Annotated in this window: 10 protein-coding genes; 7 read left to right on the top strand and 3 right to left on the bottom strand. The window is 72.6% G+C overall.

From position 1 onward, the window contains the following. Window positions 1-133: 133 nt before the first annotated feature. Complete coding sequence (locus tag ACGFWJ_RS25405) at window positions 134-2,260, bottom strand: alpha-galactosidase (RefSeq protein ID WP_392953547.1); 2,127 nt, start codon at window positions 2,258-2,260, stop codon at window positions 134-136. A 127-nt stretch (window positions 2,261-2,387) separates the two neighbouring features. Here ACGFWJ_RS25405 and ACGFWJ_RS25400 point away from each other — a divergent pair, with 127 nt between their 5' ends. From ACGFWJ_RS25400 to ACGFWJ_RS25375, 6 genes are all read left to right on the top strand, one after another. Next, window positions 2,388-3,563 (top strand): ROK family protein, encoded by a 1,176-nt coding sequence (locus tag ACGFWJ_RS25400; RefSeq protein ID WP_392953544.1) that lies wholly within the window; start codon window positions 2,388-2,390, stop codon window positions 3,561-3,563. 716 nt (window positions 3,564-4,279) lie between these two features. Further along, the gene (locus ACGFWJ_RS25395; RefSeq protein WP_392953542.1) at window positions 4,280-5,560 is read left to right on the top strand and encodes an ABC transporter substrate-binding protein; all 1,281 of its coding nucleotides are present in this window, start codon (window positions 4,280-4,282) and stop codon (window positions 5,558-5,560) included. Further along, window positions 5,557-6,522 (top strand): carbohydrate ABC transporter permease, encoded by a 966-nt coding sequence (locus tag ACGFWJ_RS25390; protein WP_392953539.1) that lies wholly within the window; start codon window positions 5,557-5,559, stop codon window positions 6,520-6,522. The genes ACGFWJ_RS25395 and ACGFWJ_RS25390 overlap by 4 nt, the downstream gene beginning before the upstream one ends. 7 nt (window positions 6,523-6,529) lie before the next feature. Next, a complete protein-coding gene (locus ACGFWJ_RS25385) occupies window positions 6,530-7,375 on the top strand; it encodes a carbohydrate ABC transporter permease (RefSeq protein WP_392953536.1) in 846 nt (281 codons plus the stop codon). Between the two features lie 97 nt (window positions 7,376-7,472). Next, the gene (locus ACGFWJ_RS25380; protein WP_392953533.1) at window positions 7,473-9,428 is read left to right on the top strand and encodes a glycoside hydrolase family 5 protein; all 1,956 of its coding nucleotides are present in this window, start codon (window positions 7,473-7,475) and stop codon (window positions 9,426-9,428) included. Between the two features lie 74 nt (window positions 9,429-9,502). After that, window positions 9,503-12,556: an alpha-mannosidase gene (locus tag ACGFWJ_RS25375; protein WP_392953530.1), complete on the top strand. Its 3,054-nt coding sequence runs from the start codon at window positions 9,503-9,505 to the stop codon at window positions 12,554-12,556. A 20-nt stretch (window positions 12,557-12,576) separates the two neighbouring features. Here ACGFWJ_RS25375 and ACGFWJ_RS25370 read toward each other — a convergent pair whose 3' ends face one another. Together ACGFWJ_RS25370 and ACGFWJ_RS25365 are read right to left on the bottom strand one after the other, a co-directional pair. Continuing rightward, complete coding sequence (locus ACGFWJ_RS25370) at window positions 12,577-13,563, bottom strand: sensor histidine kinase (RefSeq protein ID WP_392953527.1); 987 nt, start codon at window positions 13,561-13,563, stop codon at window positions 12,577-12,579. Then, entirely contained in the window at window positions 13,553-14,218 is a 666-nt protein-coding gene (locus ACGFWJ_RS25365; protein WP_392953524.1) for a response regulator transcription factor, read from the bottom strand. Before ACGFWJ_RS25365 ends, ACGFWJ_RS25370 begins: the two co-directional genes overlap by 11 nt. 295 nt (window positions 14,219-14,513) lie before the next feature. Between ACGFWJ_RS25365 and ACGFWJ_RS25360 the strand changes: the two genes are divergently transcribed. Continuing rightward, window positions 14,514-19,232 carry a multicopper oxidase domain-containing protein gene (locus tag ACGFWJ_RS25360; protein WP_392953521.1) on the top strand — a complete coding sequence of 1,573 codons (4,719 nt, stop codon included), beginning with the start codon at window positions 14,514-14,516 and terminating at the stop codon, window positions 19,230-19,232. The last annotated feature ends 13 nt before the right edge of the window (window positions 19,233-19,245 follow it).

Genomic DNA, 19,245 nt, shown 5'->3' with positions numbered 1-19,245 from the left:
TGCGCGGCACACCGCTGCGCGGCACACCGCTGCGCGGCACACCGCTGCGCGGCACACCGCTGCGCGGCACACCGCTGCGCGGCACACCGCTGCGCGGCACACCGCTGCGCGGCAGCCGGTCAGCCGCCGGTGGTCAGTCGTCGGCGCGGCACAGGCGGACCAGGCAGCTGGCGTAGTCGCCGGCCGGCAGTGGTGGCTCGATGCCGCGGTGGACCAGGACGGCGCCGCTGTACTCCTGGTTCCGGTCCAGGTCTAGGTAGTTGGCGGCGGGGTCGAGCGTGGGCAGGCGGATCGGGGCGGGCGGGTGCCCGAAGCGGGTGGTGGGGCGCCAGACGAGGAGCGCGTGGTCCCGGCCGTCGTGGGAGGCGTAGTGGACGGCGCCCACCGGTCCGGGCGGCGCGAGCCGGTGCTGGACGCCGCGCTGGACGAGCGGGCGGATCTGCTTGTAGCGGGTGACGAGTTCGGCGGCCTCGGCGAGGTCCTCCGCCGACCAGGACGTCAGGTCGCCGCCGATCCCGAGCGCCCCGGCCATCGCGACGTGGAAACGGAACCGCAGCGGGGTGCTCCGCCCGGTCGCCGGGTTGGGGCTGTCGGTGACCCACGCGGCCATCGCCTGGGCGGGGAAGAGCTGTGAGAAGCCGTGCTGGATCCCGATCCGGTCGACCGGGTCGGTGTTGTCGGACGTCCAGGCCTGGTCGGTGCGGGCGAGCATGCCGAGGTCGACCCGGCCGCCGCCGCCCGCGCAGGCCTCGATGCGCAGGCCCGGGTGGTCGGCGCGCAGCCGGTCCATGATCCGGTGGACGGCCCGGGTGTGTTCGATCCACAGCCGGTCCGGGTCCGGGTGGCCGTCCCAACCTGCTTCGGTGAAGGGCCGGTTGGCGTCCCACTTCAGCCAGTCGACGGCGTGTTCGCGGATCAGGGCGTCGAGCGTGCCGTGGGCCCAGGACTCGACCTCGGGCCGGGCGAAGTTCAGTACCAGCTGGTGGCGCAGCTCGGTGGCGTCCAGGTGCGGGGAGTGCGACACCCAGTCGGGGTGGGTGCGGTACAGCTCGCTGTCGCGGTTGACCATCTCCGGTTCCACCCAGAGTCCGAACTCCATTCCGAGCCGGTGTACTTCGTCGGCCAGCGGGCGCAGCCCGCGGGGGAAGGCGGCGGGCCGGGGCGTCCAGTCGCCGAGCCCGGAGCGGTCGTCGCGCCGGGTGCCGAACCAGCCGTCGTCCAGTACGAACAGTTCGGCGCCGAGCCCGGCGGCGAGCCGCGCCAGGCGGAGCTGGCCGGCCTCGGAGACGTCGAAGCCGGTGGCCTCCCAGGAGTTGTACAGCACCGGCCGGTCCTGTTCGGGCCGCGGCAGGACGTGCCGGCGCACGTGGTCGTGCCAGGCGGCACTGGACGCGCCGAAGCCGTGCGCGGTGTACAGGCCGGCGAACACGGGGGTGTGCAGCCGCTCGCCGGCCCGCAGCGTCCAGGTGGTGCCGTCGTGGCCGAAGCCGCCGGTCCAGCCGGTGCGGCCGACCGGGTCGCGGTGCACGGTGATGCGCCAACTGCCGCTCCAGGCCAGTGCGGTGCTCCACACCTCGCCGTGTTCCTCGGCCGCGGTGCCGTCGTCCACGGCCAGCCAGGGGTTCGCGTGATGCCCGGTCAGGCCCCGGCGGCTGGTCAGGACGGTCTCGGCGACCGGCAGCCGGTCGCGCCGCAGCTGGAACTCGCTGTTCCAGCCGCCCACCAGGTGGCTGAGCCGGTAGTCGGCCAGCGCGGGGGTCCGCCAGGCGGCCGAGTCGAGCCGGTCGACGGTGATCGGTTCGTCGGGGCCGTCCGCGGGGCCGAGGTGGGTCAGTTCGGTCCAGCGCTCGATCACGTCGCTGTCGGGCCGGACGCGGTAGCAGAGTTCGGCGCGCAGCGGGCGGCGGCGGTCCTGGAGGCGCAGCCGCAGTTCGCCGCCGTCGACGTGGTGGCCGGTGAAGCGCCACTGGGCGCCGCGGGTGCCGTCGGCGAAGCGGACCTGGAGGCCGGCCGGGCCGAAGCGCGCGCCGGTCTGCGGCGCGAGTTCGTCGGCGGCGGCGTCGTCCTCGAAGCTGCTGTCGGCGGGGGAGCCGGCGGCGGGCAGCGCCGCCAGGGCGGCGGTGTCGAGCGGGGCGCCCCAGTACAGGTGTCGGGGGCTGCCGTCGGGGTGCAGGCGCAGGGCGTACACGCTGTTCGGGGTGCGCAGGACCGCGAGGCCGCGGTCGGGGTCGAAGCTGACGGGCGGAGGCGTGGCGGGCACGAGTGAAACCCCTGACGCGCGAAGGGAGTTGGGTGGCGTCCGGCCGGAGGCGGCTCCCGAGCGTAGGGCGGTCCCGGTCCCCGAATCAATACTGTCGGAAGTTATTTATTTGCTCTAGATTGCCCACGTGTCCCGACAACGCTCGCAACCCCTTGTCAGCGCCCCGGCCGAGACCGCGATCCTTTCCCGTCTGCTGGCCGAAGGGCCGCTCAGCAGAGTCGAGTTGGCGCGCCGCACCGGGCTCTCCTCGACGGCCGTCACCAAGGCGGCCCGGCCACTGATCGACGGTGGCTACCTGTACGAACTGCCACCCGAGCGCACCGCCCCCGGTGCGGGCCGGCCGGTGTACCCGCTCGCGGTCGACCGGGACCGCGAGTACTTCCTCGGCGTGAAAATCAGCGCCGACCAACTCTTCGGCGCGGTATGCGACTTGAGGGCGGGCATCCGGGACACCGCAGTCCGGCCGGTGGAGGTCTGCACGCCGGAGGCCGTCACTGCGGTGCTCGCCGAACTGGTCGAGGAACTGCTCGACTCCGAGCCCGGGTTCCGGGCCCGCACCCGCCACCTCGGGATCGCGGTGAACGGCGACGTGGACCGCGACAGGGGACGGCTGCGGCACTCCGGCCTGCTCGGCTGGCGCAACGTCCCGCTGGCCGAACTACTCGAGGCCGCAACCGGGTTGAGCGTCACCGTGGAGAACGACGTGCGGGCGCTGACGGTCGCCGAGCACTGGTTCGGCGAAGGCATCGGCACCGGCTACTTCGCCCTGGTCACCATCGGTTCGGGCATCGGCTCCGCCCTGGTCGTCAACGGCCAGCTGATGCGCGGCGCGTACGGCGTCGCCGGCGAGGTCGGCCACCTGTGCGTCGACCCGGCCGGGCCGCGCTGCCGGTGCGGCGCCCGGGGCTGCGTCGAGGCGATCGGGTCGATCGACGTCATCCTCGACACCGTCCGGCAGGCGGCCGGAGATCCGCGGCTCACCTTCCCCGAGGTGGTCCGGATGGCCCGCGAGGGCCGGCCCGAGGCCCGCGAGGCGTTCGCCAGGGCCGGGAAGGCGATCGGCACCGGCATCGCCGCGCTGGTCAACCTGATCGGCCCGGAGCGGGTGGTGGTCAGCGGCGAGGGCGTCGACGCCTACGACCTGTTCAGCCGTCACATCCAGGACGCGTACGCGGCGCACGCCTTCGGCGCGGCCTCCCGCTGCCCGCTGTCGCTGCGCCCGCTGCCCTGGCAGGAATGGGCCCGCGGCGGCGCGGCGGTGGCCATCCAGGCGCTCTTCCCGCAACCGCCGGCCGGCGGCTGACCCGCAGCCGCGCCCGACCCTCCGACTTCCCGACCCCGCCCCCGACCGTCCGACTGCCGACACCCAGACCGACGACCGCCCGACTGCCGATCCCTCGGCCCCCGATTCCCGACCACCGAGTCCCCGATCGCCGATCTCTCGGCACCGATTCCCGGCCTGCGGCGGCGCGGCGGTGGCCATCCAGGCGCTCTTCCCGCAACCGCCGGCCGGCGGCCGACCCGCAGCCGCGCCCGACCCTCCGACTTCCCGACCCCGCCCCCGACCGTCCGACTGCCGATCCCTCGGCCCCCGATTCCCGACCACCGAGTCCCCGATCGCCGATCTCCCGGCACCGATTCCCGGCCCGCGGTGGCGCCGCGGTGGCCATCCAGGCGCTCTTCCCGCAACCTCCGGCCGGCGGCTGACCCGCTGCCGCGCCCGACCCTCCGACTTCCCGACCCCGCCCCCGACTTCCCGGTCTCTGACTGCCCGACCGCTGACTCCTCGGCACCGATTCCCGACTGCCGACCGCCGGACTGCCGACCTCTCGGCCCCTTGACCGCCGGCCCCCGTCCACCGATTCCCGACCGTCCGACCGCCGACCTTTCGGCCCCCGAGTCCCGACCCCCGACCCCCGACCTCCGCCCTCCGCCCGCCCGGGCCGGCAGGCAGCGGCGACGAGCCGGTCGGGGTGAGCAAGTGCCCTGCAACCCCCTCACAGCAAGGACACGCGCCCCATGAACACCCCCGCGCCCCAGATCGACCGACGCAGGTTCCTCACCGGATCGCTGCTGATCGCCGCCGGAGCGGTCGTCAGCACCGCCTGCAGTACGGATCCCACCGGCGGGTCCTCCGGCGGTAGGACCACCCTCAACGTCTGGTACCACGCCTACGGCGAGGCCGGCACCCAGCAGGCAGTGCTCCGCTACGCCACCGCCTTCACCAAGGCCAACCCGGACATCGCGGTCAAGGTGACCTGGGTCCCGGGCGACTACGCGGGCAAGCTCTACGCCAGCCTGCTGACAGACGCGGCCCCCGACGTGTTCGAGATCGGCGACTTCGACGAGGGCCTCGCCCACCGCGGGCAGATAGCCCCGCTCGACGACCTCTACGGCGACGCCAAGGCCGACTTCAACGCCGCCGCCCTCGACACCGTCACCGTCGAGGGCAAGCTGTACGGCGTCAAGATGATCGACGACGTGCTGATGGTCTACTACCGCAAGAGCGTCCTGGCCGCGGCCGGAATCACCCCGCCCACCACCTTCGACGGCCTGGCCGCCGCCGCGAAGGCGCTGAGCACCGGAAAGTCCAAGGGCCTGTACCTGGGCACCGACGGCACCGGCGACGGCCCCGCCATCGCCGTGATGTCCACCGGCGGCGAACTGGTCACCCGCGAGGGCAAGGTGGCGTTCGGCTCGCCGCAGGCCCTGGAGGCGCTCACCGCCTTCAAGCGCCTGCACGACGACAAGTCGCTGCTGCTCGGCTTCACCACCGACTGGTGGGACCCGTCCGCGTTCACCCAGGGCATGGCGGCGATGCAGTGGTGCGGCCTGTGGGCGATGCCCGCCGTCCGGACCGCGCTCGGCGACGACTTCGGCGTCATGCCGTGGCCCGCGTTCCGCGAGGGCGGCACCCCCGTGCTGCGGGTCGGCGGCTGGACCAGCTGCGTCAACGCCAAGGGCCGGCACGTGGACGCGGCGAAGAAGTTCGTCCAGTGGCTGTGGGTGCAGAACTCCGACCTGCAGCGGGACTTCGCCGAGAGCTACGGCCTGCACGTGCCGCCGCGCGCGTCGGTGGCCGCCACCGCGACCAAGCTCACCACCGGCCCCGCGAAGGAGACCGTCGACCTCGCCCTGAAGTACGGCCGGCACAACCCCGGCACCTGGAACACCGCGGTCAGCACCGCCTTCAACGCGGCCGCGGCGAAGATCGCCACCGGCCAGGGCGACCCCGCCGCCCTGCTCGCCGACGCGGCGGGCAAGGCCCAGAGCGAGATCGACAAGCAGCTCGGCCGATGATCCCCGCCCTCGACAGGACCCGTCCCGCGGCCGGCCGACGGGCCCGCACCGCCCGGGCCGCCCGGGCGAGCCGTTCCGGTCGGCTCGCGTTCGCCCTGCTCACCGCGCCCATGCTGATCGGGCTCGGCCTCTTCAAGTACCTGGCGATCGGCTGGAGCTTCCTGCTCAGCCTCAGCGAGGCGCGCGGCAGCATCGCCCTCGGCCACTGGGTCGGACTCGACAACTACCGCACGCTGCTGGCCGACCATGCCTTCCGCGACTCGCTGCTGACGATCCTGCTGTTCACCGCCTTCATCGTGCCGGTCACCTTCGCGGCCTCGCTCGGCCTCGCCCTGCTCGTGCACCGCGTCCGGCGCGGACGGGCACTGCTGCGCACCGCCTTCCTGATCCCGACCGCCGTCTCGTACGTCGCGGCCTCGCTGCTGTGGAAGATGTGCCTGTTCAACGGGCTGCCGACCGGTGTCGCCAACCTGATCGGCGGCTGGTTCGGCGCCGAGCCCGTGCCCTGGCTGCAGACCGTCTCGCCACCGCTGTACTGGGTGGTGCTGGTGACGCTGCGGCTGTGGCTCCAGGTCGGCTTCTACATGGTGCTGTTCCTGGCCGGCCTGCAAGCCATTCCGCGGGAGGTGTACGAGGCCGCGGCGCTCGACGGGGCCTCCGGCCGGCGGCTGCTGACCGGCATCACCCTGCCGATGCTGCGCAACACCTCCGTTGCCGTGCTGATGCTGCTGTTCATCGCCGCGTTCCAGGCCTTCGACGAGTTCTACAACCTGTTCAGCAGCGGCATGTCCGGCACCGGGACGGCGCCCGTGCAGACCCCGCTGGTCCACCTCTACAACACCGCGTTGGGAAGCCAGAACTACGGCGTCGGCTCCGCCGGGGCGTTTCTGCTGACCGCCCTGATCGTCGGGGTGACGCTGATCCAGGGCCGGGTCACCGGCTTCGGCCGGGCCGGGGAGTGAGCGCCGCATGAGCACCTTGTCCGCCCCGCTGCGGGCCGCCCGCGTCACCGTCCGCGGCCTGCTGATCGGCCTGCTGACCGCGGTCTTCCTGGCGCCCTTCTACCTGATGCTCCGCAACGCGCTGATGGACAGCCGGGGCCTGACGGCGCCGGAGTGGACGTGGTGGCCGTCCACCATGCACTTCGACAACTTCACCGCGCTGTTCCAGGACCCGTCCGTCGCGATGGGCCCGGCGCTCGGCAACTCGCTGCTGGTCGCCGCCGTCACCGCGCCGCTGTCCACGCTGCTCGCCTCGGCCACCGGGTACGCGCTGGCCCGGATTCCCGTCCGCGGGCGCGGCGTGGTGCTGGCGCTGGTGGTGGCGACGCTGATGATCCCCGGCTCGGCGACCTTCGTGCCGACGTTCGTCGTGGTCGGCTCGATGGGGGGCGTCAACACGCTGTGGGGCATCGTCGCGCCCGGCCTGTTCAACCCGTTCGCGGTGCTGCTGTTCCGCAACTTCTACCTGCAGTTCCCGAGCGAGATCGAGGACGCCGGCCGGCTCGACGGCCTCGGCTGGCTCGGCCTGTACCGGCGGATCGCGCTGCCCAGCTCCGGGGCGATGCTGGCCTCGCTCGGGGCACTGGCCTTCATCGACAGCTGGAACGCCTTCCTGTGGCCGCTGGTGATCGGCCAGGACCCGTCCGCCTGGACCGCGCAGATCGCGCTGTCCACCTTCCTCACCTCGCAGACCATCAACCTTCCCGGGCTGTTCGCCGGCGCCGTGGTCACCATCACGCCGCTGGTCGTCATGTTCCTGGTCGCCCAGCGGTACATCGTCGAAGGCATCGCCTCCAGCGGCCTCAAGGGCTGACCCGGCGTCACCACCCTCATCACCCTCATCACCGCACCACCGCACCACCGCATCGCGCAAGGTCAGACGCACCTCTCCCCCTCGTCAGGAGCGTTCCGTGAAACCTCGCCCCACCGTGCTCCGGTGCACGTCCGCCGCCCTCGCCGCGGCGTGCGCCCTCGTGCTCGGCACCCTCACCCCCACCGCGTCCGCCGCGTCCGCCGCGTCCGCCGCCGACACTCCGACCGTCGCGGCGCCCGTCCTCACCGGCCCGCAGCTCGCCGCCTCCTGGGCCGGCCCGCTGTCCACCCGGGGCCGGTACGTGGTCGACGCGAACGGCGACCGGTTCAAGCTCAAGTCCGGCAACTGGGCCGGAGCCCAAGGCACTTGGCAGGGCAGCGGCGATGTCCGCGACCCGGCGAACCACCAGGCCCGGCAGATGTCGAACAACATTCCGCTGGGCCTGGACCGGACTCCGATCGCCCGGATCCTGGCCGACTTCCACACCATGGGCCTGAACAGCATCCGGCTGCCGTTCGCCAACGCGCTCGTCCACGACACCAGCGCCGTCCCGGACTCGGCCGTCGCGGCCAACCCGCAGCTCAGGGGCAAGACACCGCTGCAGGTGATGGACGCCGTGGTCGCGGCGCTGACCGCGGACGGCTTCGCGGTGATCCTCAACAACCACACCACCAGCTACCGGTTCTGCTGCGGCCTGGACGGCAACGAACGCTGGAACAGCGGGCAGTCCACCCAGCAGTGGATCGACGACTGGGTGTTCCTGGCCAAGCGGTACCGGGACAACAAGCGGGTGGTCGGCGCCGACCTGCGCAACGAGGTCCGCCGCGACACCTGGAACGACGCCAACTGGGGCTGGGGCGACGACCACGACCTCAACCAGGCGCTGGAGGACGCCGGCAACCGGATCCTGCAGGCCGACCCCGACCTGCTGATCGTCATGGAAGGCATCAACTGGCAGGGCATCCCGACCGACCTGACCCCGCACTGGCGCCCGATGCTCACCCCCGTCGCCACCCTGTCCAACACCCTGATCCGCTCCGACAAACTCGTCTACTCCGCGCACTTCTACGGCTACACCGGCCCCAGGCACACCGGCGCCACCGGCACCGGCGAGACCCACGACGCGCGCTACGAGGAACTCACCCCCGACCAGCTCGCCCAGGCGGTCGACGACGAGGCGCTGTTCGTCACCCGCACCGGCCAGCACTTCACCGCACCGGTGTGGATCAGCGAGTTCGGCGCCGCCGGCCGCGGCCCCGCCGACGCCCGCGAACGCGCCTGGTTCGACAACTTCACCGACATCCTGGTGCGCAACGACACCGACTTCGCGATCTGGCCGCTGGTCGGCTGGAGCGACAACACCGGCACGCCGCAGGACAACTGGGCGATGGTCAACTACACGGCGGACGGCACCCGGCTCGGCGTCATGGACACCGGCGACTGGCGCGCCGCCGACTGGAACAAGCTGATCGGCGCCCCCGCCCGCAGCGGACCGGTCGCCGACGGCCCGCGCTGGAACATGCTCAACCTCGACCACTACGACGCCAACCTGTCCGCCGCCATGCTGGCCGGGCCCGACTGGTCCTCCGGCAACCGCAAGGGCAACTGCCCCGACACCCAGCGCCTGGCCGGCCTCGGCCGCAGCGACAGCCGCGGCCTGTGCACCGACGCCGGCCGGCCCGCCAAGGGCGCCGGCGCCTGGACGACCGTCACCGACGAGCGCTACGTCACCCACGGGGACTGGGCGAGCGGCTACAACAAGCTCCAGTGCCCGGACAACACCTTCGCCGTCGGCTACAGCGTCAACCGCAACGCGATGTCCGCCCTGCTGTGCGCGCCCGCCGCCAACGCGCTGCCCCTGACCGGGCGCAACGTGTGGTTCGACAGCGGCGACAACCGGCCCGCCACCGGCGGTTCGGCGGCCAGCGACTGGGCGCCCGGCTACTACAAGGGCCAGTGCGCCGACAACGAGTACCTGGCGGGCGTCGCCTACACCTGGAAGTGGAACCACGGCGGCGTGCCCGACGCGCTGCTGTGCCGCCCGCTGAACTGACCCGTCCGCCGCATCGATCCGCCCACGCCCACGCCCACGCCCGCGCCCCGCCCCGCCACGAAGGGAGCACTCCCGTGCACAGCAAGCAGCGGTTGACCGAGCAGCGGCTCGCCCGCGTCCTGTCGCAGCGCGTCCGCCCGGCCGTCCACGCCCGCGCGCTGCCGCTGACGGTGGAGATCTGGAACGCCCCCGGAGAGCCGGTGCCCGCCGCGCAGGCGATCGCCGCGCCCTACCGGCCCGTCGCGGTCGGGCACCGGTGGGGGCCGGCCTGGTCGACCAGCTGGTTCCGGATCAGCGGCGAAGTCCCCGCCCACTGGGCGGGGCAGCGGATCGAGGCGGTGCTCGACCTGGGCTTCGACGTCACCGGCCCCGGGTTCTCCACCGAGGGCCTGGTGCACCGCCCCGACGGCAGCGTGGTGAAGGCGCTCAATCCGCGCAACGCCTGGATCCCCGTCGCCGACCCGGCGAGCGGCGGCGAGCGCTTCACGTACTACGTGGAGGCCGCCGCCAACCCGACCGTGCCGCTGCCCGGCGAGGCGCACCACGCGCCGACCCGGGCCGGGGACCGGCCGGCCTGGCTGACCGGCGCGGCGGCCGCCGACGGCGACCCGCTCTACCGGCTGCGCCGGGCCGAGCTGACCGTCTTCGACCGGGAGGTCTGGGAGCTCGCCCAGGACCTCGACGTGCTCGGCGAGTTGATGCACGCCCTGCCCGAGGGCGCGGAGCGCCGCTGGCAGCTCCTGCACACCCTCGAACGGGCCCTGGACGCCGTGGACGTGCAGGACGTCCCGGCCACCGCGGCCGCCGCCCGGGCCGTCCTGCGCCCGGCCCTGGCCGCGCCCGCGACCGCCGGCGCCCACCGGATCTCCGCGGTCGGGCACGCCCACATCGACACCGCCTGGCTGTGGCCGCTGCGCGAGGCCGCCCGCAAGGTCGCCCGGACGGTCTCGAACGTCACCCACCTGATGGATCATCACCCCGGCTTCCGCTTCGCGATGTCCCAGGCGCAGCAGCTGGCCTGGCTGAAGGAGCAGCACCCGGCGCTCTACGCCCGGGTCCGGGAGAAGGCCGCGAGCGGGCAGTTCCTCCCGGTGGGCAGCCTGTGGGTGGAACCCGACACCAACATCACCGGCGGGGAGGCGTTCGCCCGCCAACTCGTCCACGGCAAACGGTTCTACGCGCAGGAGTTCGGCGTCGAGACCGAGGAGCTGTGGCTGCCCGACACCTTCGGCTACCAGGCGGCGATGCCGCAGCTGCTGAAACTCGCCGGGGTGCGCTGGTTCCTCACCCAGAAGATCTCCTGGAACACCACCAACAAGTTCCCGCACCACACCTTCTGGTGGGAGGGCATCGACGGCACCCGGATCTTCACCCACTTCCCGCCCGCGGACACCTACAACGGCGAGCTGACCGGCGCCGAACTCGCCCACACCGTCCGCAACTTCCAGGACAAGGGGCCCGCCAACCGGTCGCTGCTGCCGTTCGGGTACGGCGACGGCGGCGGCGGGCCCACCCGGGAGATGCTGGCCCGCGCCGAGCGGCTCGCCGACCTGGAGGGCTCGCCGCGGGTCGAGATCGAACCGCCCGCCGCGTTCTTCGCGCGCGCCCACGCCGAGTACCCCGACGCGCCGGTGTGGCTCGGCGAGCTCTACCTGGAGTTCCACCGGGGCACGCTGACCAGTCAGTTGCGCACCAAGCAGGGCAACCGGCGCAGCGAGCACCTGCTGCGCGAGGCCGAACTGTGGTCCGCCACGGCCGCCGTGCACCGCGGCCTGCCGTACCCGTACGAGGCGCTCGACCGGCTGTGGAAGACCGTCCTGCTGCACCAGTTCCACGACATCCTGCCCGGCTCGTCCATCGCCTGGGTGCACCGGCAGGCCGAGGAGACGTACGCCGCCGTCCACGCCGAACTGACCGGGATCGTCGACGCGGCGCAGCGGGCGCTGGCCGGCCCCGGGGACGGCACGGTGGTCTTCAACGGCGCGCCGCACGCCCGCGGCGGCGTCCCCGCGTTCGGCTCGGCGCCGCGCGCGGGGGAGCCGGCGCCCGAGGTCGACCCGGTGCCGGACGGCGACGGCCGCCTGGTGCTGGACAACGGGCTGGTCCGGTTCACCGTCGACGCCCGCGGCCTGGTGGTCTCCGCCGTCGACCTGGCCGCCGGCCGCGAGGCCCTGCCGCCCGGCGCCGCGGCCAACCTGCTCCAGCTCCACCAGGACTTCCCCAACGAGTACGACGCCTGGGACCTCGACGCGTTCTACCGCAACACCGTCCGCGACCTGGACGTGGCCGACGAGGTGACGGCCGTGCCCGGCGGCGTCGAGGTCCGCCGCAGCTTCGGCAGCTCGCGGATCCGGCAGCGGCTGTCCCTGCGGGAGGGTGCCCGGCGCCTCGACATCGACACCGAGATCGACTGGCACGAGCGCGAACGCATCCTCAAGGCGGCCTTCCCGCTGGACGTGCGGGCCGACCACTCCACCGCGGAGATCCCGTTCGGCCACGTCCGGCGCCCCACCCACACCAACACGAGCTGGGACGCGGCCAGGTTCGAGATCTGCGCCCACCGCTTCCTGCACGTCGGCGAACGGGGCTGGGGCGCGGCCCTGGTCAACGACTCCACCTACGGCCACGACGTCACCCGCGACGTGCGCCCCGACGGTGGCACCACCACGACCGTGCGGCTGTCGCTGCTGCGCGCCCCGCGCTTTCCCGACCCGGACGCGGACCAGGGCACCCACCGCCTGCGCTACGGCCTGCTGCTCGGCGCCTCGGTCGCCGACGCCGTCCGCGAGGGCTACGCCCTCAACCTCGCAGAGCGGGCCGTGCCTGGTGGTACGGCGGTGGCCCCGCTGGTCTCCGTCGCGGACGACGCCGTGGTGATCGAGGCCGTCAAACTCGCCGACGACGCGTCCGGCGACCTGGTGGTCCGCCTCTACGAGGCCCATGGCGGCCGGGCCCGCACCACCCTGGCCGTCTCCGTCCCCTGGCGCACCGTCACCGAGACCGACCTGCTGGAGCGGCCGCTGCCGGACGCCGAGCCCGTCCACGCCGCCGACCGGCCCGGGCCGGTCCTCACCCTCCGCCCGTTCGAGATCCGTACCCTGCGGATCGCCCTCGCCACCGGGGCCTGAGGGCGGTGCCCGGCGGCCGGTCAGCCGGGGAAGCGCAGGCGGAGCAGGGAACCGCCGTGCGGGGCGGGGGAGATGGTGAGGTCGCCGGCGTGCGCGTCGAGGACGGCGCGCACGATGGCCAGGCCCAGGCCGGTGCCGGACAGGCCGGTGGCGGGGGAGTGGGCGAAGCCGACGCCGGTGTCCTCGACGTCGAGTTCGGCGCCGTCCCGGCCGGTGCGGCAGCGCAGGGTGATGGCGTCGCCGGGGGCGGTGTACTTGACGGCGTTCTCGACCAGGGCGTCGAGGGCGGCCTCCAGGCGGGATTCGTCGCCCTCGATGCGGACGGCGGGCGCCTCCAGGTGCCAGTGGCGGTCGGTCGCGGGCCGCCAGCGCTGGACGGTGCGGTGCACCAGGGCGTCGAGGTCGACGGGGCCGTGCTCGGGTTCGGCGGGGTGGTAGGCGTCGGCGAGGACCAGCAGCCGGCCGGAGAGGCGGGCGAGCTTGTCGAGTTCGTCGAGGACCACGTCGAGGTCCTCCCGCCCGGCCCCGGCGGGCAGTTCGCCCTGGACGAGTTCGGCGTAGCAGCGGGCGACGGTGATCGGGGTGCGCATCTCGTGCGAGCAGGTGCGGACGAACAGCTCCTTGTCCTGCTGGGCGCGGCGCTCCCGTTCGGCGGCGGCGCGGACTTCGGCGAGGGCGGCGGCGCGGCGGCGGACGTGCCAGGCCATGGCGAGGAACACCAGTGCCATCAGCGGGACTTCGGCGAGTTCGTCCCAGCCGAGGTGGCCGTGTGCGGCGTACCCGGCCATGGTGCCGCCGGTGACCAGGGTGACGGCGGTGAGCACCACGGCCGTCCGGCGGGTGGACCAGGCCTGGAAGCCGTAGACGATGGACATGCTGATCCACACCAGGTGGAACGCCACCGTCTCCAGCTCGGGCGCGACCAGCAGCACGAGTTGGGTGCAGGCGACGAACAGCATCCAGCCCGCGAAGAGAGCGCGATCCCGCGCGGTGCGGTCAGCAGGCATTGAACGCGTACCCGACGTTGCGCACCGTCTCGATGATCGGCCGCGGCGCCTTGCCGCGGATCCGGCGGACCGTCACGTCGACCACGTTGCTGGCCAGGTCGTCGCTGTAGCCCCAGACGCCGGCCAGCAGTTCGTGCCGGCTGCACACCTGTCCGGCCTGCCGCATCAGGTGGCCGAGCAGCATGAACTCCCGGTGCGAGAGCGGGATCTGGCGCCCGTCGATGCCGAGCGCCTGCCGTTCGAGGTCGAGCGCGACGTCGCCGACCCGCAGCCAGCGCTGGGGTGCGCCGGCGGGGGCGGTGCGCAGCCGGGAGCGGACGCGTTCGACCAGTTCGGCGGTGGCGAAGGGTTTGCCGAGGAAGTCGACGGCGCCGATCCGCAGGCAGCGCACCCGGGTGGCCACGTCGACCACGGCGGACAGTACCAACACGCGCTGTTCGGGGCGTAGTTCGAAGGTCTGGCGCATCACTTCGAAGCCGTCGAAGCCGGGCAGCATCAGGTCGAGCACGGCCAGGTCGTACGCCTGGTCGCGCAGGCGCTGGACGGCTTCGGGGCCGGTGGCGGCGCCGTGGACGAGGTGGCCGTCCGCGCTCAGGGTGCGGGTCAGGTAGGCCCGCAGGCGGGCTTCGTCCTCGACGACCAGCAGTCGTGCCATGCTCGGTACTGCCTCCCCCGCCCGCCGGGCGGCAATCGCGCCCAAGTTGCGGATGATTATCGCACTTTGTGTGTGCGCTGCGGAGCTGATGTGCCGTCATGACGGCTTCATGACAGGAATGTCATCTTCCCCGGCCCACCCGGCGGCCCTCCCCACACTGGGGGCCGCATCCGCCGCCGCTCGTGGTCGGCCGGCGACGCGGCCCGCACACCCCCGTGGCACCCGCCGCTCCCGCCGAGCCGGAAGGGACGGACCCGCGCGACGGCGGCCGGGTGCCGACGGAAGGAGAAACGGCGTGTTCACGCGCCAGACAACGAGGCCGCCGGGCCGCAAGCGGCGGCACCTCGTCGCGATGGCCGGCGTCTGGGCCGTGGTCGCGGCCCTGCTCGGACTGCCCCCGGCCCAGACCCAGCAGGCGGCCGCCGCCGGCCCGTCCGGGCCGACCGACCAGAGCAAGGTCCCGCACTACTTCGGCCCCTGGCCGAACTGGGCGAACAGCCCGCTCACGGTCTCCCGCGCCAAGGTCCACATCAGCAGCGACGTCACCACCGTGGCCGTGGGCAACCCGCTGACCGCCCGGGCCTACGCCACCGACTACGCCACCCCGAAGGGCCAACTCGGGCCGGTGTTCGTCATCCTGACGAGCACCCCGCTGCCCGCCGGCACCCTCAAGAACTTCCGCAGCTGGAACCAGACCACCCCGGGCAACAGCCCCAGCAGCTCCGAGGGCGGCCTGTTCCACGGCTACGTGCTGCGCCCGACCGGCACCGCCGACACGTACACGGTGGTCGCCGACAGCGGACTGCGCACGGTGCCCGCGGCGGGCACCGCAGGCGGCGAGATCACCACGTACGACATGCCGGACACGCCCGTCCAGGCCGGCGACCTGATCGCCTTCTACGGCGAGGGCGTCCCCGTCGACACCGGCGTCGAGCACCCGGCCGACACCCTGGTGTACCCGGCCGGCGCGGACAACAGCACCAGCCCGGCGACCGGAGTCGCCCCCGCCAAGGACGCCACCCTCACCGTCGGCGCGCCCGGCTGGGAGCGCTACGCCACGCAGGACCGGACGTACTCCTTCGGCGCGCAGGTCGCGCTGGCCGGCGGCGGCGGCGGCGCGGAGGCCACCGCCACCGTCGACCCGCGCACCGGTGGCATCGCGAGCATCGAGGTGACCACGCCCGGCCACGGCTACGCCGAGGGCGCGACCACCGTCACCGTCGAGGGCGGCACCACGGCCGCCACCGCCACCGCCGCCATCCAGCAGACCCGCAGCGTGGTCGACTACAAGGTCGGCGCGGGCGGCAGCGGCTACGGCGGATTCGAGGTCGCCGTCACCGGCGGCGGCGGGAGCGGCGCCGCGGCCACCGCGTCCGGCGGCGTGGCGGCCGTGAACGTCACCGACACCGGCGCGGGCTACACCATGCCGACCGTCGACTTCGACCTGCCCGCCCAGCCGGACGGCACGGTGGCCAAGGGCCACGTCGACCCGGCCGACCTGACCCCGGGCGGCGGCGTCGCCAAGGTGATCGTCGACGACCCCGGCAGCGGCTACACCGCCGCGCCCGGCGTCACCATCCGCAACGGCACCCTCGCCGATCCGATCGCCGGCGCCACCCCGGCCGCCGCGAGCAGCGGACTGAAGCTGCTGGCCCTCACCGTCGACACGCCCGGCTCCGGCTACGCCTCGACGCCCGACGTCGCCGTCACCGACCCCACCGGCCACGGCGGTTCGGGGGCTTCGGCGAGCGCCGTGACCAACCTCGGCGCGATCAGCTCGATCAGCGTCACCAGCCCCGGCGCCGGCTACCTGACGCCCGGCATCAAGAAGTTCCAGGACAAGCTGCCCGTCACCTGCAACCCGGGTGCGAACGGCACCGGCTGCCCGGACGTGCAGCAGCTGGCCGACCCGAGCACCGACCCGGCGGCGAAGTTCATCCCCGAGGCGGTGCCGGAGACCGTCACCACCGGCGGCAAGCAGGCCGACCAGTACGTCATCGCCCTGGTGCAGTACCGCACCCGGTTCTCCTCCGACCTGCCGCCCACCCTGGTGCGCGGCTACGTCCAGCTCTCCACCGACGCGGTGCCCGGCCGCAAGGTCCCGCTGTACAACGAGCTGATGGACGGCACCCGGCAACAACTGCCGTACACCGGCGTCGCCGCACCGCAGTGGATGGGTCCGCTGATCGCCGCCACCAAGGACCGGCCGGTGCGGGTGGTGTTCCGCAACCTGCTGCCCACCGGCGCCGCCGGCGACCTGTTCATGCCGGTCGACAGTACCGGCATGGGCGCCGGCATGGGCCCGATGACGATGCCCGCCCCCGGCAACAGCTCCACCGTCACCGACGAGGTGCGCAACCCGCCCTGCACCAACGCCAAGTCCGGCTGCTACAAGGACAACCGGGCCAACCTGCACCTGCACGGCGGCATCACCCCGTGGATCAGCGACGGCACCCCGCACCAGTGGATCACCCCTGCGGGTGAGCAGACCGACTGGCCGCAGGGCGTCGGCGTGCAGAACGTGCCCGACATGGTGGACGGCTCCGGCGCGACCCTGTGCGCCGCCGCCGACGACGGCTGCTCGACGTTCTACTACACGAACCAGCAGAGCGCGCGGCTGATGTTCTACCACGACCACTCCTACGGCATCACCCGCCTGAACGTGTACGCGGGCGAAGCGGCCGGCTACACCATCACCGACGACACCGAGAAGGCGCTGATCAGCAGCGGCACCATCCCCGACGCCGCGTCAACCATTCCGCTGCTGGTCCAGGACCGCACCTTCGTGCCCGACGACACCCAGCTCAAGGACCAGTTCGACGCGGGCGGCGACCGGGTCACCTACGGCCAGGACCCGACCTGGGACGCCAAACGCTGGGGCGGAAAGGGCAGCTTCTGGTACCACCACGTCTACATGCCCGCGCAGAACCCCGGCGACCCCAGCGGCATGAGCGCCTACGGCCGCTGGATGTACGGGCCGTGGTTCTGGCCGCCGGCCGGGAACACCACGTACGGGCCGATCCCCAATCCGTACCACGACCCGCACTGCAAGCTGGACGACCCGACCACCTGGCAGTACCAGGCCGCGCCCTACTGCGAGCCGGAACAGATCCCCGGCACCCCGAACATCTCCATGGGCATGGAGCAGTTCAACGACACCCCCATCGTCAACGGCGTCGCCTACCCGAAGCTGACCGTCCAGCCGAAGACCTACCGGATGCGGATGCTCAACGCCGCCAACGACCGGTTCTTCAACTTCCAGTGGTACACCGCCGACCCGAACCAGGGTGACGGCACCACCGAAGTCGCCCTCAACCCCGACGAGTTGAAGGCCGCCCAGACCGACCCCAACGTGTCGCCCACCCCGAAGGACGCGCACAACGCGGCCGCCGGGCCGAGCTGGATCCAGATCGCCAGCGAGGGCGGCTTCCTGCCCGCCCCCGCCGTCATCGACGGACAGCAGCCGACCACCTGGATCACCGACCCGACCCGCTTCGACGTCGGCAACGTGGACAAGCACTCGCTCGTCCTCGCCCCCGCCGAACGGGCCGACGTGCTGGTCGACTTCGCGAAGTTCGCGGGCAAGACCCTGATCCTCTACAACGACGCGCCCGCCGCCTACCCGGCCCGGATCGCCTCCTACGACTACTACACCGGCGCCCCCGACCTCGCCCCGGCCGGCGCCCCGAAGATCATGCCCGGCTACGGCCCCAACACCCGCACCGTCATGCAGGTGACCGTCGCCAACACCGCCCCCGCGCCCGCGTTCAACCTGTCGAAGCTCCAGGCCGCCTTCCGCCACCACGCGGACGGCTCCGGCGTCTTCGAATCCGGCCAGCACCCGGTGATCGTCGGCCAGGCGGCCTACAACTCGGCCTACGGCACCAGCTTCTCCGCCGGCAGCAACTGCAACACCGCGAACTCGACGCAGAACAACTGCGACGGACTGGTCCGGGTCAACGACACCACGGCGTTCAACTTCAACACGCTCAAAGCGCCGACGTCGAAAACCACCCTGCCACTCCAACCCAAGGCCATCCACGACGAGATGAACTCCACCACCTTCGACGCCTACGGCCGCATGCAGGCCACCCTCGGCGTCGAAGCCCAACCACCCACCCCAGGAGCCCAGAACGTCACCCTGTACCCCTACATCAACCCACAGACCGAACTGATCGACGGCACCTCGCTACCAAGAGGAGACGTCAAGGTCACCCCGATCGGAAACGCCGCCGACGGCACCCAGATCTGGCGGTTCACCCACAACGGCGTCGACACCCATCCGATCCACTTCCACCTCTACGACGTCCAAGTGCTCAACCGGGTGACCTGGGACAACATCATCATCCGGCCGGACGCCAACGAACTCGGCTGGAAGGACACCGTACGGATGAGCCCACTGGAGGACACCATCGTCGCGCTGCGACCCGTGGTGCCCACCGTGCCCTTCGAAGTACCCAACTCGGTACGGCTGTTGGACCCGGCGATGCCCGCCGGTGACACCTCGATGTTCAACAACGTCGACCCGCAGGGCAACCCGACCAACGCCATCACCAACCAACTGGTCAACTTCGGCTGGGAGTACGTCATCCACTGCCACATCCTCAGCCACGAGGAGATGGACATGATGCGGCCCGAATCGCTCGCCCTGCCCCCGGCCAAACCGGACGGACTGAGCGCCGCCGTGGTCGGCCAGGGCAGCAACGCCAAGGTCCAACTCCAGTGGCAGGACAACTCGATCACCGAGACCTCGTTCACCGTCCAGCGCTCCACCGACGGCACGAACTGGACCGACGTCGGGACGATCGCCTCGCCGCTCGACCAGCCCAACGTCCACCAGAGCCGCACCTTCGTCGACATGACGTCCGCGGCGACGAACTCGTACAGCTACCGGGTGGTCGCGCTCAACGCCGTCGGCTACGGCGGACAGTTCCCGAGCATGACCGTCAAGTCCGTCTCCGACCCGCTGCAGGTTTCGGCGGCGGGCAACGGGATCCGGCGGATCCCCGGCTGACGCCCCGCTCCGG

The organism is Kitasatospora sp. NPDC048407 (genome assembly GCF_043200475.1).
Classification (GTDB): Bacteria; Actinomycetota; Actinomycetes; order Streptomycetales; family Streptomycetaceae; genus Kitasatospora.
The sequence above is the reverse complement of the archived record's forward strand: the minus strand, read 5'-3'. Positions and strand labels throughout refer to the sequence as shown.